The 25,686-nt window shown below is 69.8% G+C and carries 25 protein-coding genes and 1 tRNA gene; 17 read left to right on the top strand and 9 right to left on the bottom strand.

Annotated elements, in window-relative coordinates:
- Positions 1–38 precede the first annotated feature (38 nt).
- The 5 genes from accC (at position 39) to purH (ending at position 5,521) form a co-directional block, all read left to right on the top strand.
- Positions 39–1,379, top strand: a complete 1,341-nt coding sequence (accC, locus tag BOX17_RS13940) for an acetyl-CoA carboxylase biotin carboxylase subunit (RefSeq protein ID WP_071945530.1) — start codon at positions 39–41, stop codon at positions 1,377–1,379.
- A gap of 85 nt (positions 1,380–1,464) precedes the next feature.
- Entirely contained in the window at positions 1,465–2,391 is a 927-nt protein-coding gene (gene prmA / locus BOX17_RS13935) for a 50S ribosomal protein L11 methyltransferase (RefSeq protein ID WP_071945528.1), read from the top strand.
- 66 nt (positions 2,392–2,457) lie between these two features.
- Positions 2,458–3,516, top strand: coding sequence for a tRNA dihydrouridine synthase DusB (gene dusB / locus BOX17_RS13930; protein WP_083582175.1), 1,059 nt, complete (start codon positions 2,458–2,460; stop codon positions 3,514–3,516).
- Positions 3,513–3,851 (top strand): DNA-binding transcriptional regulator Fis, encoded by a 339-nt coding sequence (gene fis, locus BOX17_RS13925; protein WP_083582174.1) that lies wholly within the window; start codon positions 3,513–3,515, stop codon positions 3,849–3,851. Before dusB ends, fis begins: the two co-directional genes overlap by 4 nt.
- A 95-nt stretch (positions 3,852–3,946) precedes the next feature.
- Positions 3,947–5,521: a bifunctional phosphoribosylaminoimidazolecarboxamide formyltransferase/IMP cyclohydrolase gene (purH, locus tag BOX17_RS13920; protein WP_071945526.1), complete on the top strand. Its 1,575-nt coding sequence runs from the start codon at positions 3,947–3,949 to the stop codon at positions 5,519–5,521.
- Positions 5,522–5,711: 190 nt separating this feature from the next.
- Here purH and BOX17_RS13915 read toward each other — a convergent pair whose 3' ends face one another.
- The 3 genes from BOX17_RS13915 to folE form a co-directional block, all read right to left on the bottom strand.
- Positions 5,712–7,169, bottom strand: coding sequence for an NAD-dependent succinate-semialdehyde dehydrogenase (locus BOX17_RS13915; protein WP_071946895.1), 1,458 nt, complete (start codon positions 7,167–7,169; stop codon positions 5,712–5,714).
- A gap of 109 nt (positions 7,170–7,278) precedes the next feature.
- Positions 7,279–7,689, bottom strand: coding sequence for a dihydroneopterin triphosphate 2'-epimerase (folX, locus tag BOX17_RS13910; RefSeq protein WP_071945524.1), 411 nt, complete (start codon positions 7,687–7,689; stop codon positions 7,279–7,281).
- A 21-nt stretch (positions 7,690–7,710) separates the two neighbouring features.
- Positions 7,711–8,268 carry a GTP cyclohydrolase I FolE gene (folE, locus tag BOX17_RS13905; protein WP_071945521.1) on the bottom strand — a complete coding sequence of 186 codons (558 nt, stop codon included), beginning with the start codon at positions 8,266–8,268 and terminating at the stop codon, positions 7,711–7,713.
- A 279-nt stretch (positions 8,269–8,547) separates the two neighbouring features.
- Here folE and BOX17_RS13900 point away from each other — a divergent pair, with 279 nt between their 5' ends.
- Entirely contained in the window at positions 8,548–9,093 is a 546-nt protein-coding gene (locus tag BOX17_RS13900) for a TraB/TrbI/VirB10 family type IV secretion system protein (RefSeq protein ID WP_071945519.1), read from the top strand.
- An 81-nt stretch (positions 9,094–9,174) separates the two neighbouring features.
- Here BOX17_RS13900 and BOX17_RS13895 read toward each other — a convergent pair whose 3' ends face one another.
- Together BOX17_RS13895 and BOX17_RS13890 are read right to left on the bottom strand one after the other, a co-directional pair.
- On the bottom strand, positions 9,175–10,161 hold the full coding sequence (locus tag BOX17_RS13895) for a serine/threonine protein kinase (protein ID WP_071945517.1): 987 nt from the start codon (positions 10,159–10,161) through the stop codon (positions 9,175–9,177).
- 46 nt (positions 10,162–10,207) lie between these two features.
- Positions 10,208–10,924, bottom strand: a complete 717-nt coding sequence (locus tag BOX17_RS13890; RefSeq protein WP_071945515.1) for a ComF family protein — start codon at positions 10,922–10,924, stop codon at positions 10,208–10,210.
- A gap of 70 nt (positions 10,925–10,994) precedes the next feature.
- On the opposite strand from BOX17_RS13890, the gene bioB reads away from it, so the two are divergent.
- From bioB to bioA, 7 genes are all read left to right on the top strand, one after another.
- Positions 10,995–12,113 carry a biotin synthase BioB gene (gene bioB, locus BOX17_RS13885; protein WP_071945512.1) on the top strand — a complete coding sequence of 373 codons (1,119 nt, stop codon included), beginning with the start codon at positions 10,995–10,997 and terminating at the stop codon, positions 12,111–12,113.
- A 6-nt stretch (positions 12,114–12,119) separates the two neighbouring features.
- Complete coding sequence (gene bioF, locus BOX17_RS13880; protein WP_071945510.1) at positions 12,120–13,274, top strand: 8-amino-7-oxononanoate synthase; 1,155 nt, start codon at positions 12,120–12,122, stop codon at positions 13,272–13,274.
- Positions 13,271–13,978, top strand: a complete 708-nt coding sequence (locus tag BOX17_RS13875) for an alpha/beta fold hydrolase (RefSeq protein WP_071945508.1) — start codon at positions 13,271–13,273, stop codon at positions 13,976–13,978. Before bioF ends, BOX17_RS13875 begins: the two co-directional genes overlap by 4 nt.
- A complete protein-coding gene (locus BOX17_RS13870; protein WP_071945506.1) occupies positions 13,978–14,805 on the top strand; it encodes a methyltransferase domain-containing protein in 828 nt (275 codons plus the stop codon). The genes BOX17_RS13875 and BOX17_RS13870 overlap by 1 nt, the downstream gene beginning before the upstream one ends.
- A gap of 1 nt (position 14,806) precedes the next feature.
- Positions 14,807–15,520 carry a dethiobiotin synthase gene (bioD, locus tag BOX17_RS13865; protein WP_071945504.1) on the top strand — a complete coding sequence of 238 codons (714 nt, stop codon included), beginning with the start codon at positions 14,807–14,809 and terminating at the stop codon, positions 15,518–15,520.
- Between the two features lie 44 nt (positions 15,521–15,564).
- Positions 15,565–15,649: transfer RNA gene (locus BOX17_RS13860), tRNA-Leu, on the top strand.
- Between the two features lie 138 nt (positions 15,650–15,787).
- On the top strand, positions 15,788–17,059 hold the full coding sequence (gene bioA, locus BOX17_RS13855; protein WP_071945503.1) for an adenosylmethionine--8-amino-7-oxononanoate transaminase: 1,272 nt from the start codon (positions 15,788–15,790) through the stop codon (positions 17,057–17,059).
- A gap of 18 nt (positions 17,060–17,077) precedes the next feature.
- Here the strand turns inward: bioA and BOX17_RS13850 are convergent, their stop codons facing one another.
- Positions 17,078–19,102, bottom strand: coding sequence for a CocE/NonD family hydrolase (locus tag BOX17_RS13850; protein WP_071945502.1), 2,025 nt, complete (start codon positions 19,100–19,102; stop codon positions 17,078–17,080).
- A 26-nt stretch (positions 19,103–19,128) separates the two neighbouring features.
- Positions 19,129–20,433 carry an ATP-grasp domain-containing protein gene (locus tag BOX17_RS13845; RefSeq protein WP_071945501.1) on the bottom strand — a complete coding sequence of 435 codons (1,305 nt, stop codon included), beginning with the start codon at positions 20,431–20,433 and terminating at the stop codon, positions 19,129–19,131.
- Between the two features lie 245 nt (positions 20,434–20,678).
- Between BOX17_RS13845 and BOX17_RS13840 the strand changes: the two genes are divergently transcribed.
- Together BOX17_RS13840 and BOX17_RS13835 are read left to right on the top strand one after the other, a co-directional pair.
- Positions 20,679–21,653, top strand: a complete 975-nt coding sequence (locus BOX17_RS13840; protein WP_341853285.1) for a hypothetical protein — start codon at positions 20,679–20,681, stop codon at positions 21,651–21,653.
- Positions 21,654–21,672: 19 nt separating this feature from the next.
- On the top strand, positions 21,673–21,975 hold the full coding sequence (locus BOX17_RS13835; protein WP_071945500.1) for a winged helix-turn-helix domain-containing protein: 303 nt from the start codon (positions 21,673–21,675) through the stop codon (positions 21,973–21,975).
- Positions 21,976–22,040: 65 nt separating this feature from the next.
- Here the strand turns inward: BOX17_RS13835 and BOX17_RS13830 are convergent, their stop codons facing one another.
- Entirely contained in the window at positions 22,041–22,388 is a 348-nt protein-coding gene (locus BOX17_RS13830; protein ID WP_071945499.1) for a hypothetical protein, read from the bottom strand.
- Positions 22,389–22,678: 290 nt separating this feature from the next.
- Here BOX17_RS13830 and BOX17_RS13825 point away from each other — a divergent pair, with 290 nt between their 5' ends.
- Both BOX17_RS13825 and BOX17_RS13820 read left to right on the top strand, forming a co-directional pair.
- Positions 22,679–23,281 (top strand): hypothetical protein, encoded by a 603-nt coding sequence (locus BOX17_RS13825; RefSeq protein WP_071945498.1) that lies wholly within the window; start codon positions 22,679–22,681, stop codon positions 23,279–23,281.
- Between the two features lie 100 nt (positions 23,282–23,381).
- Positions 23,382–25,031 carry a hypothetical protein gene (locus BOX17_RS13820; RefSeq protein WP_125925575.1) on the top strand — a complete coding sequence of 550 codons (1,650 nt, stop codon included), beginning with the start codon at positions 23,382–23,384 and terminating at the stop codon, positions 25,029–25,031.
- A gap of 196 nt (positions 25,032–25,227) precedes the next feature.
- Here the strand turns inward: BOX17_RS13820 and BOX17_RS13815 are convergent, their stop codons facing one another.
- On the bottom strand, positions 25,228–25,506 hold the full coding sequence (locus BOX17_RS13815) for a 2TM domain-containing protein (protein ID WP_071945494.1): 279 nt from the start codon (positions 25,504–25,506) through the stop codon (positions 25,228–25,230).
- Between the last annotated feature and the right edge of the window lie 180 nt (positions 25,507–25,686).

The following is a 25,686-nucleotide window of genomic DNA, read 5'->3' as shown; positions in this document are numbered from 1 at the left end:
TCACCCGTCTTCATCACTCATCAACTGGCGGATTCATCATGCTGGACAAGGTTCTGATCGCCAATCGTGGCGAGATCGCCCTGCGCATCCTGCGCGCCTGCAAGGAACTGGGCATCAAGACGGTGGCGGTCCATTCCACGGCCGACCGCGAACTGATGCACGTACGCCTGGCCGATGAGGCCGTGTGCATCGGGCCGGCCTCCTCGGCGCAGTCCTACCTGAACATACCGGCGCTGATCAGCGCCGCGGAAGTCACCGACTCCAGCGCCATCCACCCGGGCTACGGCTTCCTCTCCGAGAACGCCAACTTCGCCGAGCAGGTGGAGCGCTCCGGCTTCACCTTCATCGGCCCGCGCGCCGAGACCATCCGCCTGATGGGCGACAAGGTCAGCGCCATCGAGTCGATGAAGAAGGCCGGAGTGCCCACGGTGCCCGGCTCCGACGGACCGCTGGGCGAGGACGAGGGCGATATCCTCGCCGTGGCCCGACGCATCGGCTACCCGGTGATCATCAAGGCGGCGGCCGGCGGCGGCGGACGCGGCATGCGCGTCGTGCACACCGAGGCGCACCTGCTCTCGGCGGTCAACGTCACCCGGACCGAGGCCCACTCCTCCTTCGGCGACGGCACCGTCTACATGGAGAAGTTCCTCGAGAACCCGCGCCATGTGGAGGTCCAGGTGCTGGCCGACGGCCAGGGCAACGCCATCCACCTCTATGACCGCGACTGCTCCCTGCAGCGCCGCCACCAGAAGGTGATCGAGGAGGCGCCGGCCCCCGGCATCGACGAGACCGCCCGGGCCAAGGTGCTCGACGCCTGCCGCGAGGCCTGCATCACCATCGGCTATCGCGGCGCCGGCACCTTCGAGTTCCTCTACGAGGACGGCGAGTTCTTCTTCATCGAGATGAACACGCGGGTCCAGGTGGAGCACCCGGTCACCGAGATGGTCACCGGCGTGGACATCGTGCGCGAGCAGCTTCGCATCGCCTCCGGCCTGCCGCTCTCGGTCAGCCAGGAGCAGGTGGAGCTGAAGGGCCACAGCTTCGAGTGTCGGATCAACGCCGAGGACGCCCGCACCTTCATGCCCTCGCCCGGCCGGGTCAGCCTCTACCACCCGCCCGGTGGCCTCGGGGTGCGCATGGACTCCCACGTCTACACCGGCTACACCGTGCCGCCCCACTATGATTCGCTGATCGGCAAGCTGATCACCTGGGGCGTGGACCGCGAGACCGCGCTGACCCGGATGCGCAACGCCCTGGACGAGCTGCTGGTGGAAGGCATCAAGACCAACACCGACCTGCACAAGGACCTGGTGCGCGACGGCTACTTCCAGCAGGGTGGCGTGAACATCCACTACCTGGAGAAGAAGCTGGGCCTCTGAGCCCCTCTCCTCCTGCCAGCGGGGCGGCCACGGGCCGCCCCGCTTGCGTTGTCCACCTGCTTCTCCCACCGACCGGAGGCCGCCCATGCCCTGGATGCAACTCAAGGCCCGCATCGCTCCCGAGCAGGCCGAGATCCTCGAGGAACTGCTGCTGACCGAAGGCGCCACCGCCATCACGCTCCAGGACGCCTATGACGATCCGGTCTTCGAGCCGGAGCGTGGCACCACCCCGCTGTGGGACGAGACGGTCCTGACCGGCCTCTACGACGACCTGGAGGGTGTCGAGGCGATGCTCGACCGCGTGCGCCAGGCCTGGGCCGCCGAGTGTCCCGACGAGCCCTGCCCCGAGGTGGAGGTCGAGCTGCTGGCCGACCGCGACTGGGAGCGCGAGTGGATGGCGGACTTCCACCCCCTGCGCATGGGCGAGCGGCTGTGGATCGTGCCGAGCTGGCATGAGCCGCCGGAACCGGGCGCCGTCAACCTCCACCTGGATCCCGGGCTCGCCTTCGGCACCGGCACCCACCCCACCACGGCCCTGTGCCTTTCATGGCTGGATGGCCTGGCGGTGGCCGGCGAGCTCGCAGGCCTGGAGGTGCTCGACGTGGGATGCGGCTCGGGCATCCTGGCGATCGCCGCGCTCCGGCTGGGCGCCGGGAGTGCCACGGGCACCGACATCGATCCCCAGGCGCTCACGGCCAGCCGCGACAACGCCGAGCGCAACGACGTGGCCGAGGCGGACTTCCGGCTCTGCTACCCCGAACAGCTCGAGGCGGGCGAGTATCCGCTGGTGGTGGCCAACATCCTCGCCGGCCCGCTGGTGGAACTCGCCGACGAGATCGCCGGCCGCGTGGCGCCGGGCGGACGCCTGGCCCTCTCGGGCATCCTCGAGACCCAGGCCGAGGAGGTGCTCGAGGCCTACCGCGCCCGGGGACTGGTCATGGACGAGCCGACAGTGCGCGAGGGCTGGGTGCGGCTGACCGGAAGGCGCCCCGTCGACCGACATGCGCCTTGAGTAGCGGTTCAACAACGCCCCCCGTGGGCGTATGATATGCCACCCCTGACGCCATCGATCCCGACCATGACCGATTCTCGCCCCCTGCCCCGCATCGGCCGCCACGAACTGCCCAACCGGGTGGTGCTGGCGCCCATGGCCGGGGTCACCGACCGCCCCTTCCGGGCGCTCTGCCGCCGCCTGGGGGCGGGACTCGTCGTGGGCGAGATGGTCACCTCGGATCCCAGCCTGTGGCACACCCGCAAGTCGCGGCTGCGCATGGACCACCGCGGAGAACCGGGTCCGCGCAGCGTGCAGATCGCCGGCGGTGACGCCGAGATGCTCGCCGAGGCGGCCCGGCTGAACGCCGCCATGGGCGCCGAGATCATCGACATCAACATGGGCTGCCCGGCCAAGAAGGTCTGCAACAAGGCGGCCGGCTCCGCCCTGCTGCGCGACGAGGCGCTGGTCGCCGAGATCGTCCAGGCGGTCGTCGCCGCCGTGGACGTGCCGGTGACCCTGAAGATCCGCACCGGCTGGTGTGCCGAGAGCAACAACGGCGTGCGGGTGGCCCGCATCGCCGAGGACGCCGGCATCCAGGCCCTCGCCGTGCATGGCCGCCATCGCCAGCAGCGCTATGCCGGCAGCGCCGAGTACGACACCATCGCCGCCATCAAGGCCGAGGTGGGCATTCCGGTGTTCGCCAACGGCGACATCGATTCTCCGGGCAAGGCGCGCCGAATCCTCGACTATACTGGGGCGGACGCGGTGATGGTCGGTCGTGCCGCCCAGGGCAACCCCTGGATCTTCCGCGAGATCGACCACTATCTTCGCCATGGCGAGCCCCTCGCCCCGCCGAGGGATGAGGAGCGTGCCGCGGTACTGCGGGACCACCTCGAGGCCCTGCATGACTTCTACGGTGAACACATGGGCGTGCGCATCGCGCGCAAGCATCTCGGCTGGTACCTGGCCGGCGATGACCGTTTCGATGATGACGGGCGGCGTGCCCTGCGGGCCACCTTCAATGGCCTGGAGAGCAGCCCGTGCCAGCGCCGCTTCATTGATGAACTCTTTCGTCACGACCCCGCCGCGACACCCCGTCGCGTTGCCCGGGCCGTGGCACCGGACGGAACCTGTGCCGCATGACCAGCAGCCAATCCTTTGACCATAATCCCGCCCAGTCCGAGTTCGACACCCGGACCTCCAGCGACCTCGCCGGATTGACCGACGGCGCACGCCCCGCCTCCGGGGACGACCGGCCCCTGCGGGAGGCCGTGGAGGCCTCGCTGGCCCGCTACTTCGACCACCTCGACGGCTCCAGCGTCACCGACCTCTACGCCATGGTGATGGCCGAGGTCGAGGCCCCGCTGCTGACCTCGGTGCTCGACCATACCCAGGGGAACCAGACCCGCGCCGCCGAGATGCTAGGACTCAACCGCGGCACGCTGCGCAAGAAGCTCAAGCATCACGGCCTGATCTGAACGGTCTTGACGGGGAGCCTGCGCGGCTCCCCTCGCGTTCCCCCCGCCCCTTCGCAACCCGTGTCTGCACGACCATCGACAGAAGAGTGACTCCCATGGCCCAAGCCTCCTCCACCGCGGTTCGCCGCGCCCTGATCAGCGTCTCCGACAAGACCGGCATCGTCGACTTCGCCCGCGGCCTCACCGACCAGGGCGTCGAGCTGCTCTCCACCGGCGGCACCTTCCGCCTGCTCAAGGAGAACGGCATCGCCGTCACCGAAGTCTCCGAGCACACCGGGTTCCCGGAGATCATGGATGGCCGGGTCAAGACGCTGCACCCGACGATCCACGGCGGCATCCTCGGACGCCGCGGCCAGGACGACGCGGTCATGGCGGAGCACGGCATCGACCCCATCGACATGGTGGTGGTCAACCTCTACCCCTTCGCCCAGACCGTGGCCAAGCCGGACTGCACCCTCGAGGACGCCATCGAGAACATCGACATCGGTGGCCCGACCATGGTGCGCGCCTGCGCCAAGAACCACGCCTACACCACCATCGTCGTGGACGCCGGCGACTACGGCCGGGTCCTCGAGGAGGTCGCCCAAGGCGGCATGCAGCAGGCCACCCGCTTCGACCTGGCGGTGAAGGCCTTCGAGCATACCGCCGGCTACGATGCCGCCATCGCCGACTACCTCGGCCAGCGGGTTCCCGGCGGCGAGGACGGCTTCCCGCGCACCTACAACCTGCAGTTCGAGAAGAAGCAGGCCATGCGCTACGGCGAGAACCCACACCAGAACGCCGCCTTCTACGTCGAGGCGGGCGCCAGCGAGGCCAGCGTGGCCACCGCCACCCAGCTCAACGGCAAGGCGCTCTCCTTCAACAACGTCGCCGACACCGACGCCGCCTTCGAGTGCGTCAAGACCTTCACCGACACCGCCTGCGTGATCGTAAAGCATGCCAACCCCTGCGGCGTGGCCGTGGGCGCGACGCCGATGGAGGCCTATGACAAGGCCTTCGCCACCGACCCGACCAGCGCCTTCGGCGGCATCATCGCCTTCAACGTGCCGCTGGACGCCGAGACCGCGCGGGCCATCGTCGACCGCCAGTTCGTCGAGGTGATCATTGCCCCCGGGGTCGAGGAGGAGGCGGCGAGCATCGTCGCCGAGAAGAAGAACGTGCGCCTGCTCGACGTCGGCGCGCACTGGCCCGGCGAGCGCGAGCACGCACACGACTTCAAGCGCGTCACCGGCGGCCTGCTGGTTCAGGACCGCGACCTGGGCATGGTCGGACGCGACGAGCTCACCGTGGTCACCGAGCGGGTTCCTTCCGAGCAGGAGATGCGCGACCTGGCCTTCGCCTGGAAGGTGGCCAAGTACGTCAAGTCCAACGCCATCGTCTACGCCAAGGATGGCCAGACCATCGGCGTGGGCGCCGGCCAGATGAGCCGGGTCTACTCGGCCAAGATCGCCGGGATCAAGGCCGCCGACGAGGGCCTCTCGGTGCCCGGCTCGGTGATGGCCTCCGATGCCTTCTTCCCGTTCCGCGACGGCATCGACGCCGCGGCCGCCGCCGGCATCGCCGCGGTGATCCAGCCCGGCGGCTCCATGCGTGACCAGGAGGTAATCGACGCGGCCAACGAGGCCGGCATCGCCATGGTGTTCACCGGCATGCGCCACTTCCGCCACTGACGCCTGCGGCGAGCTAAAAGGAGCAAGGAGCAAGGAGCCCAATGCTCCGCTCTTTGCTCTTCTTTGCCAGCCCTACCGCCCGCCAAAGATAAAAACCCCACTCAGCCGTATGGCCGAGTGGGGTTTTTCGTGGGAGGACCGCGGCCCGTCAGTGGGCCGCTTGCTCCTTGAGCCTTGAGCCTTGTCGCTATCAGCCGAGGTCGATGCAGAGGTACTTGGTCTCGAGGAACTCGTCGAGGCCCTGGTGGCCGCCCTCGCGACCCAGCCCCGAGGCCTTGACCCCACCGAAGGGCGCGGCGGCGTTGGAGATCAGGCCGGTGTTGATGCCCACCATGCCGTAGTCCAGGGCGTCGGCGACCCGCCAGACGCGCCCCAGGTCACGGGAGTAGAAGTAGGACGCCAGGCCGAACTCGGTGTCGTTGGCCATACGGACGGCTTCCTGCTCGTCATCGAAGGGGAATACGGCCGCCAGCGGGCCGAAGGTCTCCTCGTTGGCCACCTTCATGCGGGAGTTGGCGAAGCTGATCAGGGTGGGCGAGAAGAAGTTGCCGCCCAGCGGGTGCGGATGGCCGCCCAGCAGCAGCTCGGCTCCCTGGTCCACGGCGTCGTGGACGTGCTCGCTGACCTTGGCCACCGCCTTGTCGTCGATCAGCGGGCCGATGTTGATGCCGTCCTCGGTGCCGTTGCCCACCTTGAGCTCGCTGTTCATGGCCACCGCCAGCTTCTCGCAGAAGGCGTTGACCACGCTGGACTGCACCAGGAAGCGGTTGGTGCAGACGCAGGTCTGACCAGCGTTGCGGAACTTGGCGGCCATGGCGCCCTCCACCGCGGCGTCCAGGTCGGCATCCTCGAAGACGATGAAGGGGGCGTTGCCGCCGAGCTCCAGGGAGATCTTCTGGATGTGCTGGGAGGCCTGGGCCATCAGCTGTCGCCCGACCTCGGTGGAGCCGGTGAAGGTGATCTTGCGCACCAGCGACGACTCGGTCATGGCGGCGGCGATCTCGGAGGCGCGCCCAGGCACCACGTTGAACACGCCGCGCGGCACGCCGGCCCGCTCGGCCAGCTTGGCCAGGGCGGTGGCGGAGAACGGGGTCTGGCTGGCCGGCTTGACCACGATGGTGCAGCCGGCCGCGAGTGCCGCGCCGGCCTTGCGGGTGATCATCGCCGCGGGGAAGTTCCAGGGCGTGATGGCGCCCACCACGCCGACGGGCTGCTTGGTGACCACGATCCGTTGGTTGGCCTTGGCGGCCGGCACGGTGTCGCCGTAGATGCGCCGCGCCTCCTCGGCGAACCAGCGCAGGAAGCTCGCCGCGTAGGCGATCTCCCCGGCGGCCTCCTTGAGGGGCTTGCCCTGCTCGAAGGTCATGATCATGGCCAGGTCGTCCTGGTGCTCCATCATCAGGTCGTGCCACTTCATCAGGATGTCGGCACGCTCCAGGGCGGTGAGCGCCCTCCAGGCCGGCAGGGCGGCATCGGCGGCGTCGATGGCCCGCTCGGTCTCCGCTCGCCCGAGGCGCGGCACGTTGCCCATGCTCTCACCGGTGGCCGGATTGAGCACGTCGATCTGCTCCCCGCTGTCGGCGGCGACCCAGCTGCCGTCGATGTAGGCAAAGGGGCAATAGAGCTGCGTTTCCTTGAGGGCTTGCATGATCATCTCCTGCCGCGGACGCGGCCTCGTGTCGGTTTGCCCCCATGCTAAGCGCAAAGGCCCCGGTGCACCAAGCACCGGGGCCGTTCAATCGATGATACGGGTCAATTCACTGCGGACGGCGGGTTTCCCGGGAATCGGAGAGGGTGATGGAGACCGAGTCGGAGAAGCGCAGCGCATGGGGTTTGTCGATCTCCACCTGGGCCGTGAGCACCTGCTCGTGCCCCATGATCAGGTCCAGCACCTCGCGGGTCATGCGCTCGAGCAGCAGGAAGCGATGGTCCTCGACCAGGGCGATCACCTCCTTGGTGATGGTCCGGTAGTTCAGCGCCTGCTCGATATGGTTGAACTCCACGGCCTTGTCGGCGCGGTAGCGGATCACCGCATTGATGACCACATCCTGTCGATTGCGGATCTCGTCGTCCTTGATGCCGATGTGGGTCCTGAGGCGAAGGTTCTTGATGCGGATGGTGGCCAGGTCGTGGTCGAAGTGCTGGTCGTCCAGGGCATGGATCGGCATGTCGGGGCTCCTTGCGTGGGATCAGCGGCCACTGACGAGGGTGAGGAACTCCTGGCGGGTGCTCGGCTTCTCGCGGAAGGCCCCGAGCATCACCGAGGAGGTCATGCTGGAGTTCTGCTTCTCCACCCCGCGCATCATCATGCACAGGTGGCGCGCCTCGATCACCACCGCCACCCCCCGGGCCTCGGTGACCTGCTGGACCGCCTCGGCGATCTGCCGGGTCAGGTTCTCCTGGATCTGCATGCGACGGGCGTACATGTCGACGATGCGGGCGAACTTGGAGAGCCCAAGTACCTTGCCGCTAGGCAGGTAGGCGATGTGGCACTTGCCGATGAACGGCAGCAGATGGTGCTCGCACATTGAATAAAGCTCGATGTCCTTGACCAGCACCATCTCGTCGGTCTCGGACTCGAACACCGCCCCGTTGATGATCTCTTCCAGCGACTGGGTGTAGCCGCGGTTGAGAAACTGCATCGCCTTGGCGGCCCGCTTGGGGGTGTCGCGCAGGCCCTCCCGATCCGGGTCCTCGCCCAGGTCGTGGATGATCGCGCGGTAATGATTGGCGAGTTCTTCGGTCATGGTCAGGCCCCGTGGCAGAGTCGGTGTCCGTCGTGTCGATGGTGGATGGCCCGGCCATCACATCATGTACAGAAGATATACAATTTTTATTTCTTGTACAATATAAGAATCGCGAGAGAACATAGTCTAGCGCATGGCGCCAATCGACGCAGGTCGCGTCCCGCCCGGGCAGTGACATCGTGTCGCGCCTCCCCTCCCCCTGGTGGCTGCCGGGTCGGCTGCCCTGTGATAGAGTGGGGCATGCTTCATGCTGTGCCCAAACACCCTCGAGAGCCCGACATGATCAAGACCTCTGCCTCTCTGCTGATGGCCGCCGCCCTGGCGGTGCCGACCCTGGCCATGAGCGACACCCTTGAACTGCCCAGCGACGCGACCGTCGATGCCCAGGTCATCGATGTGCTGACCCTGACCGCTCAGGCGCCGGAACAGGACGACCTGGTGATCCACCCGGTGGCCGGTGGCGATGCCTCCCATACCCTGCCGGAATACTGCGTGGTGGTCGGCAACGCCCGCCTCGACGGTGACCGCATCCGCCTGACCACCAAGGCCTTGACCTGCATCGAGACCGACGGCAGCGAGAGCGAGATCTACAGCGGCGAGATCTCCGCCGCCGCCTATGGTGCCGACGGCGACTTCGGCATCCCCGCCTGCCAGGACGGCGAGTGCCGCCTGACCCCGCAGCAGACCTTCCAGCTGCGCCTGGCCAGCGACCTGGCGATCGAGCAGCAGGACAACCCGGCCGCCGAGATCAACGCACAGCGCCGCCAGGGAGAGGGCGCCGCCGCCCCGACGCCCGCCGAGACGCCGGACCCCGTCGGCGACTGACCGCCCGCGACCCATTACCCGTCGCCTGGACGCACCCCTCGGGGTGCGTCCAGCGTTTCAGCCCGCCCCAGCTCCCCCCGGTCAGGCCAGCCAGCGAGGCCTTGCCTCCAGCACCTGGCGCTGCTGCTCCAGCATGCGCAGGTGGCCGTCCCAGTAGCCGGCATCGGCCAGCCAGGGAAAGGCCTGCGGAAAGGCCGGGTCCTGCCAGCGATCCACCAGCCAGGCGCTGTGGCGCAGCAGGCGCAGGGTCCGCAGCGGCTCCACCAGGGCGAGCTCCCGGCGATCAAAGTCGCGGTGCTGCTCGTAGCCCTCGGTCACCTCGGAGAGCTGCATCTGGCGCTCCCCCTGCTCCTGGGCGGTGAACAGCATCCACAGGTCCTGGATGGCCGGGGCCATCAGGCAGTCATCGAAATCGACCAGGGCGAAGTGCTCGTCCCGGCCGAGCATGTTGCCGATATGACAGTCGCCCTGCACGCGGATCGCCTGGTCCGCGGACCAGGCATGGGGGGCGAGCTGGCGGTGCAGCGTTGCGGTGATGCGCTCGTAGGCCTGGCGCTGGCGACGATCCAGCCAGCGACTGGCCAGCACCTTGTCGCGAGCCTCCAGCACCATGCCGTCCAGGTCCAGGGCCCGACGATGCACGAAGCGTCCCCGCTCGCCCACGGCATGGACCGCGCCGATCAACTCGCCGAGGGCGAACAGGTGGGTCGGGTTCTCCAGCTCCGGCGCCTGTCCGGGCAGGTGGGGGAAGAGCGTGAAGCGGAATCCCTCGGCCCGGTGCAGGCTCTCGCCAGCGGCGTCTCGCCAGGGCGCGGCCACGGCCACCTCGGCCTCGGCGAGCTCGGCCAGGAAGTCGTGCTCCTCACGGATCTGGGCATCCGTCCAGCGCTCGGGGCGATAGAACTTCACCACCCAGCGGCGACGCTCTTCGTCGTGCACCAGGAAGACCCGGTTCTCGTAGCTGTTCAGGGTGAAGGGCTCGCCGGGCAGCCAGAAGCCCAGCGACTCCACCGCCGCCACCACCCGGGCGGGCGAGAGGTCGGCGAAGGGATGGGGTCTGGTCTCCATGGATGGCTCCCGCAGGATCAAAAGGAACACCTTACCAGAGCCCGGGTCAGCGGTCGTGGAGGGGCGTGCGCGCCACCGCCCAGGCTTCCACCTCGCGGGCGCCGGCACGGCGGCAGGCCACGGCCAGCGCCCCCAGGGTCGCGCCCGTGGTCATCACGTCGTCCACCAGCGCCACGCGCCCGGGGAGCCCGCCCGGGACGCAAAAAGCCGCGCGCAGGTTGGCGCGGCGCTCGCCGCGATCCAGGCCGCGCTGGCTGGGCGTGTCCCGGGCGCGCGTTGCCCGCACCAGCGGACGATCGAGCCGGCGCCCCAGGCGCCTGGCGAGCCAGAGGGCCTGGTCGAAGCCCCGCTCCCGCGCGCGCCGCGGATGCAGCGGCACCGGCACCAGCGCCTCGGGCCAGGCCGTGACGTCCGCCGGCAGCCCCGTGGACAGCAGGTCGAGCAGCAGCTTTCCGGCCCGCGGCGAGGCATCGAACTTGAATCGCTGCACCAGGCCAGCCACCTCCTCGGCGTAGCGCAGCGGCACCCTCGCCCGGTCGAACGCCGGGGGGCGACGCAGGCAGCGGCCGCAGCGCCGGCCCGCCTCGGCCCCCGGCTGGGGTTCCCCGCAGCCGGGACAGGCCGGCACGTTCCAGGGCAACCCCGCGAAGCAGGCCTCGCACCACGGGAACCCGTCGAGCAGGGGCGCCAGGCAGAAGGCGCAGCGACCGGGCAGGGCCCGCCCCAGCCACCCGTCAACTTCCTTTCTCGCCGAGGTTGACATGAGGCGCGCAGGCCGTAGGCTATCCGTCAACCTGGATACCAAAGACAAGTTGACCATAAGCGAGCCCTCCATGATCCCCGCGTCCGACGAATCCCGCCCCGACTCCCTGACCCTAGCCACGCCGGGCGAGGTCCGCCACGACTGGTCGCTGGCGGAGATCGAGGCGCTCTTCGCGCTGCCCTTCAACGACCTGCTGTTTCGCGCCCAGCAGGTCCATCGGGCTCACTTCGATGCCAATGCCGTGCAGGTCTCCACCCTGCTCTCCATCAAGACCGGCGCCTGCCCGGAGGACTGCAAGTACTGTCCCCAGTCGGGCCACTACAACACCGGGCTCGGCAAGGAGAAGCTGCTGGAGGTCGAGCAGGTGGTGGAACAGGCGCGCGCCGCCCGGGAGGCCGGCGCCAGCCGCTTCTGCATGGGCGCCGCCTGGAAGAGCCCCCGGGAGCGCGACCTCGAGGTGGTGCTGGAGATGGTCCGGCGGGTCAAGGCGCTGGGACTCGAGACCTGCATGACGCTGGGCATGGTCGACCCCGACCAGGCGAGTCGCCTGGCCGGGGCAGGCCTGGACTACTACAACCATAACCTCGACACCTCGCCGGACTACTACGGCGAGATCATCACCACGCGCACCTATGCCGATCGGCTGGAGACCCTGGGCAACGTCCGCCAGGCGGGCATGAAGGTCTGCTCGGGGGGCATCCTCGGCATGGGCGAGGCCCCCCGCGACCGCGCCGCCCTGCTCCAGCAGCTGGTCAGGCTCGAGCCGCACCCGGAATCGGTGCCGATCAACATGCTGGTCAAGGTGCCCGGCACCCCGCTCGAGGACGTGGAGGACCTGGACCCCATCATCTTCATCCGGGCCATCGCCGTGGCCCGCATCCTGATGCCGGAGAGTCACGTGCGGCTCTCCGCCGGCAGGGAGCAGATGGATGACGCCACCCAGGCGCTGGCCTTCCTGGCCGGCGCCAACTCGATCTTCTATGGCGACACCCTGCTGACCACCGGCAATCCCCAGGTGGAAAAGGACCGGACGCTGTTCACCCGGTTGGGGCTTCATACCGAGAGAAGGGAGACCTGCGCCGACGAGGCCCGTCAGCAGGCCGATCTTGAAGCAAGAGCCGTGCGCCAGGGCGCGGCGGCGCTGGAGGCCGAGGCCAGTCGGCTCGCCTACGACGCCACCAGGGCCTGACCCGTCATGGCGGAGGCCTGGACCACGCACCTCTCCGAGCGGGCCGCGACGCAGCGTGACGCGGGCCGCTGGCGAACGCGCCGCACCCTTGGCGCCGACGCCCCGTGGCGGGACTTCGCCGGCAACGACTACCTGGGGCTGGCGCGGGATACGCGACTCATCGAGGCCCAGGTCGAGGGTGCCCGGCGATATGGCGCGGGCGCCAGGGCCTCGCACCTGGTCTGTGGCCATCTCGAGGTCCATGAGGCCCTGGAACAGCGCCTCGCCGCGCTCACGGGCCGCCCCGCGGCACTGCTCTTCTCCACCGGCTACATGGCCAACCTCGGCACCCTGCAGGCCCTCTGTGACGGCGAGACCCGCCTCTTTCAGGACCGGCTCAACCACGCCTCGCTGCTGGATGGCGCGCGTCTCTCGGGGGCCCGATCACGGCGTTTCCACCATGGCGACCTGGGCGACCTCGAGCGGCTGCTCGAGCGCGCGCCGGCCGGTGGGCGCCGGCTGGTGGTCAGCGACGGCGTGTTCAGCATGGACGGTGACGTGGCGGACATCGAGGGGCTCGCCGACACCTGCGCCCGTCACCAGGCCTGGCTGATGATCGACGATGCCCATGGCCTCGGCGTGCTGGGCGAGCGGGGAGACGGCAGCGTGGGCCGGGCCCATGGCCCCGAGCGGGTTCCGGTGCTGGTGGGCACCCTCGGCAAGGCGCTGGGCTCCGCCGGCGCCTTCGTGGCCGGCAGCCAGGCGCTGGTCGATCACCTGATCCAGTTCGCCCGCCCCTATGTCTATACCACCGCCCAGCCGCCCGGGGTCGCCGCCGCCACCCTCGAGGCGCTGGCACTGGTCGAGGCCGAGCCCGAGCGACGCACACGCCTGGCGGACCGGATCGCGCGGTTTCGCCGCGAGGCCGCCCTGCTGGGGCTGCCGCTCATGGCCTCCACCACGCCCATCCAGCCGCTGGTGCTGGGGAGCAGCGAGCGCGTGATGCACTGGGCCGCCCGCCTGCGGGCGCGCGGTCTCGCGGTCGGCGCCATTCGCGAGCCCACGGTGCCCCGCGGCGAGGCGCGACTGCGGATCACCCTGAGCTCGGCCCATGACGACGAGGACCTCGAGGCGCTGCTCGAGGGCCTGGCCGACTGCCAGCGACGGGAGGCGGCGCCATGAGCCCTGTGGTCCTGCTCTCCGGCTGGGGCTGCGATGCCCGCCTATGGGAGCCGCTGGCCGGTTACTGGCCCGCCCGACTCGAGGTCTCGACCCCCGACTGGCCCGGCCACGGGGGGCGACCCGCCCTGGCGGACCCGGAGCGCCTCGCCGACCTGGCCGACGCCATGGCCGCCGACCTGCCGCCAGAGGCCATCTGGGTGGGCTGGTCCCTGGGCGGGCTGCTCGCCACGGCCCTGCTCGGCCACCTGCCCACCCCTCGCGGCCTGGTGCTGCTCGGCATGGGGGCACGCTTCTGCCACCCCGACGGCGTCACGGAGGAGGCGCTGGCGACCTTCCAGACCGCCTTCCGTCGCGATCCCGAGGCCACCCGAAGCCACTTCCTGCGCTGGCAGCTGCGTGGCGAGCCCTCCCCCCGGGCGGCCCATCACCGGCTCCTCGGCCTGATCGGCCGGGGGCCCTGCGCCCCGCGGGCCACCCTGGCCGCGGGACTCCACCAGCTGGCGCACCTCGACCACCGCCACCATCTGGCCGCCCCGCCCTGCCCGATCTGGCGCGTCGCCGGGGAGCACGACCCCCTGCTGGCCACGTCGGCACGCGACGAGGCCGACATCCGCCTCGCGGACGCGGGCCACTGCCCGATGGTCAGCCAGCCCGAGGCCCTGGCGGCCTGCCTGGTCGAGATCGCCGGGGAGGGATCGCCATGATGGCCTCGCCACTCGCCGTCCCAGCGGACGACACCGCCACCCGCACACACGCCCTGGCCGACGACGACGGCTGGCAGGCCCGCGTGGCCCGCGCCTTCTCCCGCGCCGCTCCTTGCTACGCCGAGCGGGCCACCGCCCAGCGGGCCATGGCCCGGACGCTGCTGGCCCGCCTCCCGGGTCGGGCCGGGGCGGTGCTGGACCTGGGTTGCGGCCCGGGAGAGATGGCCGCCCAGCTGGCCGACCGCTACGGCACGGCCTGCCGGGTCACCGGTCTCGACCTGGCCCCGGGCATGCTCGGGGTGGCCCGCCAGTCGCACGGCGAGCGGATCGGCTGGCTGTGCGGCGATGCCGCCGCCCTGCCGCTGCTTGAGGCCAGCCAGGACCTGGTGGTCTCCAACCTGGCCATCCAGTGGTGTCCGGACCTCGACGCCGTGCTCTGCGAGCTGCGACGCGTCCTGCGCCCCGGCGGTCGCGCCCTGATCAACACCCTGGGCCCCGGCACCCTGGCCGAGGTGAACTTCGCCTGGTCCTACCCGGGCAGGCCCGCCGCCCTGCTGGCCTTCCGCGACGCCGGCGACCACCGCCGGTCGGCGCGCGCTGCGGGATTTCGCCGGGTCGACTGCCGGGAGCGCCCGGTGCGCTTCCACTACCCAGACCTGGCCGCGGTGATGGCCTCGATCAAGGGGGTGGGCGCCCAGGTCGCCCGCCCCGGCGCCCGGCTGACCCGCACCGACCTGGCCAGGGCCCGGCGCCGCTTCGAGGCGCTGCGCGACCCCGAGGGGCTGCCCGTCACCTATCGCCTGCTGACCCTGGAGCTTGGGACCTGACATGCCCGCCTTCTTCCTGACCGGCACCGACACGGATGCCGGCAAGACCCTGGTCACCAGCGGCCTGCTCGCCCTGGCCCGCCGCCGGGGCCTGTCCACCCTGGGACTCAAGCCCGTGGCCTCCGGCTGCGAGCCGTCCGCCCGGGGGCTGCGCAACGCGGATGCCCTGGCACTCGCGGCCCAGACCCGTCCGGCCCTGCCCTACGAGACCATCAACCCCTTCGCCTTCGAGCCCGCCATCGCGCCCCATCTGGCCGCCCGGCGAGCCGGGCGTATCCCGACCCTCGAGGCGCTGGCCGACCAGGTGCGCCCGCCACTCGCCCTGAAACGCGACCTGGCGCTGGTCGAGGGCGCGGGCGGCTGGCGCGTGCCGCTCAACGAGCGCGAGGACCTCTCGGGACTCGCCGTGCGCCTCTCGCTGCCGGTGATCCTGGTGGTCGGGCTGCGGCTCGGCGCCATCAGCCACGCCCGGCTGACCTGTGATGCGATCCGCGCCGACGGCCTGCCGCTGGCCGGCTGGGTGGGCAACCTCCTGGAGCCCGGCCTCTCCTTCGATGCGGCCGGCGACGCGGCGCTCTTCCGCGACAACCTGGCGACGCTTCGTGCCACCCTGCCCGCGCCCTGCCTGGGGGTGGTGCCGAGGCTCGCGGCCGAGGGACACGCGGCCCTGGCCGAGGCCGCCGCCGACCACCTGGAGCTGCCCGATGCCGATTGACTTGCGACGGGGCGTCCGTAGAATGTGGTCGCCTGCCTGCCCGTGCGGATGTGGTGGAATTGGTAGACACGCCAGATTTAGGTTCTGGTGCCTTCGGGCGTGGGAGTTCAAGTCTCCCCATCCGCACCATCCCGGTTCGACGCTTCACGAACGACTTCTCCGTCTTCTCACCGGCAAGCCCGGCGCCTTCGCGTGTCCGCCGTTCGCGCGCCCCGCCGTCTCGTGCCCTGTCCCGTTTCACTCCCTGCCGACTCCCCGGAGGCTTCCATGACGTCCCCCGTCTGGCACCCCTATGCCCATCTCAAGACCCAGCGACCGGCGCCGAAGGTGATCGGCGGCAAGGGGGCGACCTTCACCCTGGAGGGCGGCGAGACGCTGCTCGACGCCACCTGCTCCTGGTGGTGCATGATCCACGGCTACGCCCACCCGCGACTGGTGGCGGCGATCCGCGAGCAGGCCGGCGAGCTGTGCCACGTGATGCTCGGCGGGCTCAGCCACGAGCCCGCCGACCGCCTCGCCCGGGCGCTGGTCCGGATCACCCCGGCGGGGCTCGACCACGTCTTCTTCTCCGACAGCGGCTCGGTGGGCATGGAGGTCGCCATGAAGATGGCCGTGCAGTACCACCAGCTGCAGGGGCGTCCGGGCAAGCATCGCCTGCTCTCGCTGATGAAGGCCTACCACGGCGACACGGCGGGCTGCATGGCGGTATGCGACCCCGAGGAGGGCATGCACTCGCTGTTCGCGGGCTACCTGCCCCGCCACCACTTCGCGCCGGCCCCCACGGCGCCCTTCGACGCCGAGCCGGACGAGGTGGAGGCCGACCTGGCCGCCCTGCGCGAAGTGCTTCAGTGCCACCACCACGAGATCGCCGCCCTGCTGATGGAGCCGCTGCTCCAGGCCGCCGGGGGACTCAACATGACCTCGCCCCATTACCTGAGGGGGGCCCGCGCGCTGTGCGACGAGTTCGACGTGTTGCTGGTCTTCGACGAGGTGGCCACGGGGTTCGGGCGCACCGGACGGATGTTCGCCGCCGACCATGCCGACGTCACCCCGGACATCATGGTCCTCTCCAAGGGGCTGACCGGCGGCTACCTGGGCCATGCCGCCACGCTGGCCACCGACCGGGTGCATGACGCCTTCGTGGGTGACACGCCGGAGCATGCCTTCATGCACGGCCCCACCTTCATGGGCAACCCGCTGGCCTGCCGGGTGGCGCTGGAGGGCCTGGCGGTCTTCGAGGAGGAGGACTACCTGGGCCGGATCGCCGACCTGAACAGGGTGCTGTGCGAGACCCTGCTGGAGGACGAGGCGCTGGCCGCCCATCCCGAGGTTGCGGACGTCCGGGTGCTGGGCGCCACGGCGGTGATCGAGGCCAGGGAGGCCCGGTCGCTGGCCGGGGTAGGCGACTGGGCCCGCGACCAGGGAATCTGGCTGCGCCCCATCGGGCGCTGGCTCTATACCATGCCCGCCTACATCACCTCCGAGGCCGAGATGCGGCGCATCACCGCCGTCATGAAGGAGTGGTTCCTCGGGCGCTGAAGGGTCGACTCGGAAGGATCAGACGAGCCGTCGCGGCATGCTGACGTCCCAGCTGCGGCAGTAGACCCGCGTCTCGCCCTCGTAGGCGTCCAGGGTGGCGTGAAGCCGGAAGGTCTCGGCGTCCGAGGTGAGGCGCGTGAACGTCACCGTGCGCACCGCCCAGTCCCCCCGCGTCAGCGACCGCTCCCAGCGGGTCGTGCCCTCCAAGGAATCGACATCGTCGTTCCGGGAGCGATAGGTCTCCACTGTCCGGGTCGCCACCTCGATCCCGGAATCCTCCAGCCGGATCCGGCCGTTGTCCTTGATCACCTCCAGGGTCGAGAGGTCCTCGGCCAGGTCGCGATGGACGTACCAGTTGTGATGGCCGGGCGCGAGAGACGTCGAGGGGATGGTGGGCGCCGCCTCCGCCTCGGCGAAGGGCGCCAGGCGGCTGTCCTCCTCCCGGGGCGGACGCACCGGGAGGTGCAGCGCGCTGCCGCGGTCGACGATCGTCAGCCGCACCGGCGTCGGCGGCGCCCAGGCCAGGGGCCAGTAGGAGCTGGAGAGCGACAGCCGCAGCCGGTGGCCTCGGGGAAACACCTGGGCCACGTCGTTCAGTTGCAGGCGGACCCGGTAGCGACGCCCCGGCTCCAGGGGACTCGGCGAGGCGTGGCTCTCCCGGTGGGTCAGGTTGAGCAGGCCATAGGTGACCCGGGTGGCCTTGTCGTCCGGCGCCACGTCACTGAGCCGGGCGCACACCATGGCCACCGGACTGTCGGAGGAGAGTTCCAGCTCCACCACCACCGCCCCCATCACCTCCAGCGGCGCCGTCAGGGCGGGGCTGTCGAAGGTCAGGGCACCGCCGTCTTCCTGGCGCTGGTCGTGGGCCAGGTCGGGGCCGGAGGAATAGGAGCACCACTTGCCGGCGAAGAGCCCGCAGGTCAGCGGAGACTGCACGGTCAGCTCGGTCTCCTCCTCGACGGGCCGTCCGTCGAGGTGCAGCCGGTCGGGCGACAGCGGTAGCTTGACCTGCACGACGTTGGGCGACGGCCAGCAGGGCTCGGCGACCCAGCGCCCCGGGCGGCAGCCGTAGCTGGTGGTCGGCGGCACGCTGTCCTGCATCCACACCTTGAGCGCCGGTTCCTCCGTCACGCCGGTGTCGCGTCCCTTGAGCCACTGGTCCCACCAGCGCACGCACTCCTGGAGGAAGCCGATGGCTGGTCCGGGTTCGCCCAGGTGGGGGTACTTGTGACTCCAGGGACCGATCAGCCCCTTGCAGAGGTCGGGCAGGCCGGCCACCAGCCGCTTGACCGCGTTGGAGTAGCCATCCGACCAGCCGCTGACCGCAAGGATGGGCACCTGCACCCGCGAGAAGTCCTCGCAGATGGAACCGTGCCGCCAGTAGTCGTCGCGGTGCTGGTGCTCGAGCCAGGTGGCGAGCCACAGCCCGCTGCCCTCCAGGCGCTGGTGCCACATGGCGCGCCAGTCGTCGCCGACCACCGTGGGGTCCGGCGGCAGGGAGTTGTAGGCGAACATGGTGGAGGCCCAGGAGAGGTTGTCCCCCAGCAGGCAGCCGCCCATGTAGTGGACGTCGTCGGCGTAGCGGTCGTCGGTGGAGCAGACGCTGACCACCGCCTTGAGTTCGGGGGGCCGGCGGGCCGCCAGCTGAAGGCCATTGAAGCCGCCCCAGGAGATGCCGATCATGCCGACCCTGCCGTCGCACCAGGGCTGGGCCGCCAGCCAGCGCAGGATCGCCTCGCCGTCGAGGAGCTCCTGTTCGAGGTATTCGTCCTCGAGCACCCCGCCGGAGTCGCCGCTGCCCCGCAGGTCGACGCGGATCGAGGCATAGCCGTGGCCGGCGAAGTAGTGATGGTGCTGGGCGTCGCGTCGCGCGGAGCCGTCGCGCAACCGGTAGGGGATGTACTCGAGGATGGCTGGCACCGGGCGCTCCTCGGCGCCCTCCGGCAGCCAGAGGCGGGCGCACAGCCGGACGCCGTCGGCCATGGGGATCCACACCGGGTCACGGCACTCGACGGGGTGGGGAAAGTCGGTGACGACGCGCATGGCATCCTCCTTGGGCTCGGTGCGGATCAGGCCTCTTCCTCGCCGGGCAGCGGCGCGATGTCAAACGGCAGCATCCGGCGGCACTGCGCGATGCGTGCCTCCAGCGCCTCACGATCCTCCGCCCCGACGAACAGCACCCCCAGCTCCCAGGAGAAGGAGTCCTGGTGCCTGAGCTCGGACAGTCGCATCCCCTCGCGCACGTTGACCTGCACCAGGGTGCCCGGAAACGTTTCCTCGACCTCGCGGATCTCCTCGTCGGTAGGCACCCGCCGCACCCGGCCGTCGTCGAAGACCCGCAGCATCTGCTTGGCGGCCACGGGATAGCGGCCCTCGCGGTGGGGCATGCGCGGCGGGATGCCCAGTGCCACATCGACCATCACCTGGAAGTGCGGCGCCCCGTCGACCAGCTGGAAGATCGCCGCATGGGAGCGCGAGATCCGGGCATTGATCTCCAGCAGCCAGATCTGGCCGGTCTGCTCGTCAAGGAAGTACTCGATGTTGAACGGCCCATCGTCGTAGCCGATGTGGGCGATGAAGCGACGGGTGATGGCGAGCATCCGCTGCTGCACCTCGTCGGGCAGCGAGGAGGGATACTGGTAGCGCAGCAGCACGGAGGGATGCGCCGCGTCCCGCAGGCTGTCGACGATGCCCACCAGGTGGAGCTCCCCGTGCTGCGCGTAGCCCTCCAGGGTGCACTGGCGCCCGGACGAGATGATGGCCTCGGCGATGCAGTGATGGCCGGTGACCGCCGCCACCTCGTCGGGCAGCTCGGCATGGGCGGTGACCTCGTCGAAGGGCCGGCCGAAGCGCCCGATGCCCGCCCGGATGATCGGCAGCACCTCGCGCAGCTGATCGGCATTCTCGACGCGGAAGCCCAGGTGCGAGGAGTGCGCCTTCACCGGCTTGATCCAGAACGGATAGTCGATCTCGACGGCATCGACGGCCCGGTCGTCGAAGGGATCCAGCGCCTGGAAAGCCGGGACGCATTCCGGCACCGAGCGCGCCTGCTCCAGGCGGCTCCAGTACTTGTGCTCGCACTTGAGGAAGGCCTCCAGCGTAGGGCCGGGCAGTCCCCACTCGCGTCGCAGCACCGGCTGCAGGCCGCTGGTGGGAAAGTCCCAGTAGCCGACGATGGCGTCCACCGTGCCGGAAAAGCCCCGTAGTTCCGTCAGGGCCTCCTCCACCAGGCGGTCGAAGGGATACTCCTCGGCATGCACCACCTGGTCGAGGGAGAGCAGCGGATGGAAGACATACTCCTCGGCATGCCGAAGGTTCGGCAGCATGCGCCGACTGAGGGCGTCGTAGCCGATGATGAAGACGTTCCAGCTCATGGGCTTACCTCCTGCCTGGCCGTCCCGGGGCAGCAGGACGCCATGGCCCCGCGTCCTCTCGGACCAATTATCAGCATGGCAGCAATCTGCCGGCTTGCCTTGACCTCGATCATCGTCGACGGGCCGGCCGCTCGACCGGACGCCGAGTCCGCCTGGTCGCCGGCATGGTGCCGGGGGCCATGAAGCCGGTAGACTCCAGTAAAAAGCGGGGGGGCGTACGGGTGAGGGGATTACGGATCGGGATAGTGGTGACGCTCGTCGCCCTGGGCCTCGAGGCCCAGGCCGCGCCAGGCGACGCCCCGCTCGGGGACAGCGACCTGCCGGAATGGGCCGACAAGAAGCTCGGCCCCTTCCATGCCCGCGTCTCTCGCTGGGTGGAGGGCACCTCGCGCAGCATCGACGGCTTCTTCGGCACCACCGATGCCCTGACCGTGAATACCGATTCCTACCTGCGCATCCGCGACGAGATGGACTGGCGCGAGGGCGAGCCGTTCGAGCAGGACCTGGGCGCCCGCTTCCGGCTCGACCTGCCCACCACCGAGGATCGCCTGCGCCTGATCATCGAGAGCGAGCCCGAGGAGACCCGCGGCACCCTGGCCGAGCAGGAGTCGGCCCTCACCGACGACCAGACCGGCAGCCTCGACGACCTGCTGGTGGGCCTCAACCGGCTCGGTGAGCGCGACAAGCGACGCCAGTGGAATACCCGCGTCGGGGCCGGGATCAAGCTGCGACTGCCGCTGGAACCCTACGTACGCCTGACCAGCCAGCGGCTCTGGACCCTGGACGAGGGGCCCTGGCAGCTGAACAGCGACAACCGACTCTCCTGGTTCAACGGCGATGGCTACTCGGCGCGCACCCGCTGGGACCTGGGACGGGCGCTCGATGACAGCCGTCACCTACGCTTCCTCACCAACGTCCAGTGGCGCGAGACCGAGGACACCCTCGAGTACAGCCAGGCTGTAGAGCTCAACCGCCGCCTGAACCGCCGCAGCGTGCTGCGCTACTCGGCGGTGGCGCTGGGCGAAAGCGCCTCACACCCGGCCATCGAGGACAGCTACCTGCAGGTACGCTACCGTCGGGACATCCACAAGGGCTTCACCTTCGTGGATGTCTCGCCCTCGCTGCACTTCCGCCGGGAGGACGACCGCGACCCACGCTGGGCATTGACCCTGAGCCTGGAGATGTATTTCCGCCGCCATATCGACCGCGTCAGCCTGTAACGCGTCAAGGATGCCCCGCATGACCCTGAGCAAGACCCGAACCAGCTTCTACCGCCGCCTCTACGTGGCCCACCTGGTGGCCAACGGCACCACCAGCGTGCCCGCCATCATGGAGGCCACCGGCATGCCGCGGCGCACCGCCCAGGACACCCTCACCGCCCTGGCCGAACTGGATATCCTCTGCGAGTTCGAGCACCTGCCGGGCGAGCGCCACAACATCGGCGCCTACGTGATCCGCGACTGGGGGCCCATCGACCCGCGCTGGGTGGCGACGAACGCCGAGCGGCTGCGCCAGGCCCTGGGCTATCCGCCCCTGGCCTGAGGGCTCGCCGCAATGACCCGCACCGGCCCTACCACCATCGGGCGCGGACCAGCGCCGGGCGAGGACTAGAACCGATAGCCCAGGGCCTCCAGGGGCGTGCGGATCGATTCCGCCACCTCGAGGGTAGCGGCGTCATCATCTTCCGGCGTCCAGGACAGCGCCACCACGCCCGCCTCGTCATGCTCGACCAGCATCACCTCGCCGCAGCGACGGCAGGACTGGACATCGCCGCCCGAGTCCCCCGCGCGGGAAGCGAGCTCGTCGACGCCCTCGCCAACCTGCACGGCCTCGCGCGGCCAGAGGGTGACGGCCTCGTCCGCGCCGTTCGTGGCGATGCCGAGCGGCGCACCGCAAGCCAGCAGGCAGACCGCCTGGCAGTCGCAGGTCAGCTGTTGGTAGAGTCCGTTGCTCATCGCGGTCTTCCTGGTCGATGGATCGAGCCCCCAGTGTGGCAGCGCAGGAGCCTTTCCCCAATACCCGCCCCAGGAGGCTCGCCATGACCCTCAAGGCCTCTCTGGCGTGTCTCGGGGACGACCCCGCCAGCGCCCCGTCATGACCCCATTATCTGCCGACCTTGCGGCCCGCACCCGCTATTCTTGAAGGGATGGTCCCATCATCTTGGGCCTCCCGCGGCGTTCGCGGGGCCCGCCGCGTGCCGCCTGGCTGTTGGCTGCCCGGCACGCCTCACCTGGAGGAACAAGCGATGCAAGGCATCCTGTGGGGCGGCGTCATCGCCGCCGGGCTGGCGGCGGCGAGCCTGCCGACCGGCTCCCTGATGGCCGACGACACCGAGGCAATGATCGAGACTCTGCGGGCCGCCACGCAGCGTTTCGAGGACGTGAAGGTCGCCCTGGCGGAAGGGTATGTGCCGGATCCCTCCGGCGAGTGCGTGAGTGCCGCGGCCCATGGCCTGCCCGCGGAGCTGGGCGCCATGGGCATCCACTACCTGCGCCCGGACCTGCTCGGCATCACGGTCACCGAGCCCCGGGTCGACGGCACCGGCACCCACACCGACTTCATGAGCCCCGCCATCCTGCTCTACGAGCCCCAGGAAGACGGCTCGCTGATGCTGGTCGGGATCGAGAACCTGGTGTTCCGCCAGGCCTGGGAGGCCGCCGGCCACACCGAGCCGCCGACCCTCGCCGGCCGCCGCTGGGACTACATGGTCGACGACCCGGACACGCCCGAGGAGGAGGCCCACCACTTCCAGCCGCACTACGACCAGCACGTCTGGTTCCGTGAAAACCTCAAAGGCAACCTCGAGCCGTTCAACCCGTCGGTGACCTGCCGCTACCACACGGCATGAGGCCACACGGCCGGCCCCCGGGCCGGCCGCTCGCCCTGCCACGCTGGCCGATGCCGAGGAGACGTGCAGGGGACGTGCCGACCGGGCCCCGGGAGGAGCGATGATGACGAGCCCCTACTGGCTGCTTCCGGCCTTCCTGCTGCTCTCCTTCCAGCTGCGCGTGGCCGATACCCTGAGCTTCCATGCCGCCCTCGCCTGCGTGCCCCTGGCGGCCCTTGCCGGCGACCGCCACGGCTGGCGGGGAGTCGGCATGGTCGTGGTCGGCGGGCTGCTGCTCCCCTTCGGCCTCTTCATGCTCGCGGGCGGCTTTCCCGCAGAGCCGGGCCTCTACCTCGTCGCGATCGCCCTGGCCGCCCTGCTGGCGGCCCGCTGGCCGATGCCCGACCTCTCCGGCGGCTTCAGGCCGGGCTTCGGCTTCCTCGCCGCCCTCGTCCTGCTGCCGCTTCACGTGATGGTGGCCCGGGAAAGGCTCGACAGCGGGCTCGATGTGATGGTCATCGTCAGCCTGCTCCCGCTGCTCTTCTTCCTGCTGTTCCTGCTCGGCTGGGCCCAGGCCCCGGCCCCTCCGGTGCTCGGCCCCCTGGGCCTCGCCACCGCCGCGGGGATCGCCCTCGCCATGCTCGACGGGACGGTGCTCGACCTCCCCGGGCGGCTCCACTACCGGCTGGACAGCCCCGCGGACTTCCTGACCGGCGCGGCCTGTTTCCTGGCCGGGCGATACGGCCACACCCTCCTCGAGGAGCGGACGTCCGGCACGGCCCTCCCGCGCTGGCCCCTGGCCACCCTCGCGCTGCTGCTGGTGCTGTGGGGCGGGTATCCGGCCTGGCACGCCCTCGTCACGCTGGCGGGAGAGCGTGGCGACCTGATCCAATCGCTCGCCCCCGTCGGCAGCAATCTCGCCCTGCCCCTGGCGGCCCTGCTGGCCGGATGGCGGTATCGGCGTCGCGGGATCCTCGGCGTGATGGCCATCGCCGCCGCCGTGGAGGTCGCCGGGGTGCTCCTGGCCTGGAGCAGCGCCAACCTCGGCACCCTGGTGGTGGCCTTCGCCTTCGGGGCGCTGGGTCACGGCCTGCGCGATCGCCGGGATGGCACCCGCACCCCCTGGCCCTCCGGGAGCTGGTTCGGCCTGGCGCTCGTCGGCGCGGTGAGCCTGCCGCTGATCCTGGGGCTGGAGGTCGACGAGCCCCGGGACCTGCTGGTGCTGGCCCTGGCCCTGGCCACGATCCTGGTGCTGCCGTTCGCCCTCCGTGCGCTCCTGCGACGGGCCGGCCTGTGGCTCAGCGACGCCGCCCGGCGCGGCTGGCTCGCCGTGACGGGGCTCGTCCTGCTGGTGCTCGGGCTGCTGCCCCACCTCAAGGAGGCCCTGGCCGCCGTCGGCGCCGTCGCCGCGATGGTCTGGTTCGGCATGCTGGGGCTCGGGGAGGGCTCGGGCTGGCGGTCGGGCGAGGCCCTGATGATGGGCATCGGCGTCCTGTTCTACCTGGCCATGCTGCTGACGGCCTTGGCGGCGCTGCTGGCCCGCCTGCCCGCGGTGCTCGACAGCGGGCGGGAACTCATCCGCTGGCTGAGGCCCCGGCGACAGCCGGGGCACCCGATGGCGACGGACGGGATCAGGGAAACGGTCGAGACCCCGACCGATGCAATGGCATGGCTTCCGCGCCTGGCCAGATGGGTCGGCTGGGTACGCAACGGCCTGGTCCTGATCGCGGTGGTGGTCACCCTGCTGCTGCTGATGGACGAGTTCTGGTGAGGCCGACGGCATCATGCAGGCCTGACTCGATCAGGGCCGGATAGTGACTCCGGGTTGATATAGCGAGTCAACCAGGCTGGGTGACTGTTGATGTGTGAGGCACTATGGCCTTCGACAGAGCGAGTCACTTCTCCGGGTTCAACGTCAACTTCAGATGCTTGTCAGTGCAAGCCCTTGAACCTGGCGTTTGGTGAAATCAGTGCTTCTTACGGCCAGCTTTCTTCATCTCTCTTTTAATCATCCTTTCCTTGATAGCTGACTCTCCAGGGAAAGCGAAGACCCCCAGCCCATGAAGGAGTACGCCAATGCCCCATCCAATAAGTGGCCACTTGAACCAGAAGTATTGGCTTGATGTGAGAAGATTGATAGCCACCAGCATGATATTCACCACCACGTAAATGCCCAGATGAATATAGAATCCGATCTTGGCCTCTACCTTTTTCTTCGCTTTGTTGAAAGCTTCCTGGTTTTCCATTGCCCCCTGCCCCTCTGAAGACATGTTGAAATGAGGTTCGGATCGGTTTTCCCAGGAACCTGCCACATTGTTTGGCGGGTCCACCTCTAGCCAAGGGTTAGGGGGCTTTATCACTCTCAGCCAGTGGCCTACCTGGTGACTCTAGCGTATCGCTGACGTAGAGCTTTCCCACCACCAATT

The sequence above is a fragment of the Halomonas aestuarii genome, assembly GCF_001886615.1.
GTDB lineage: Bacteria > Pseudomonadota > Gammaproteobacteria > Pseudomonadales > Halomonadaceae > Halomonas > Halomonas aestuarii.
Note: the sequence above shows the minus strand (reverse complement) of the source record. Positions and strands in the feature narration are given on the sequence as shown.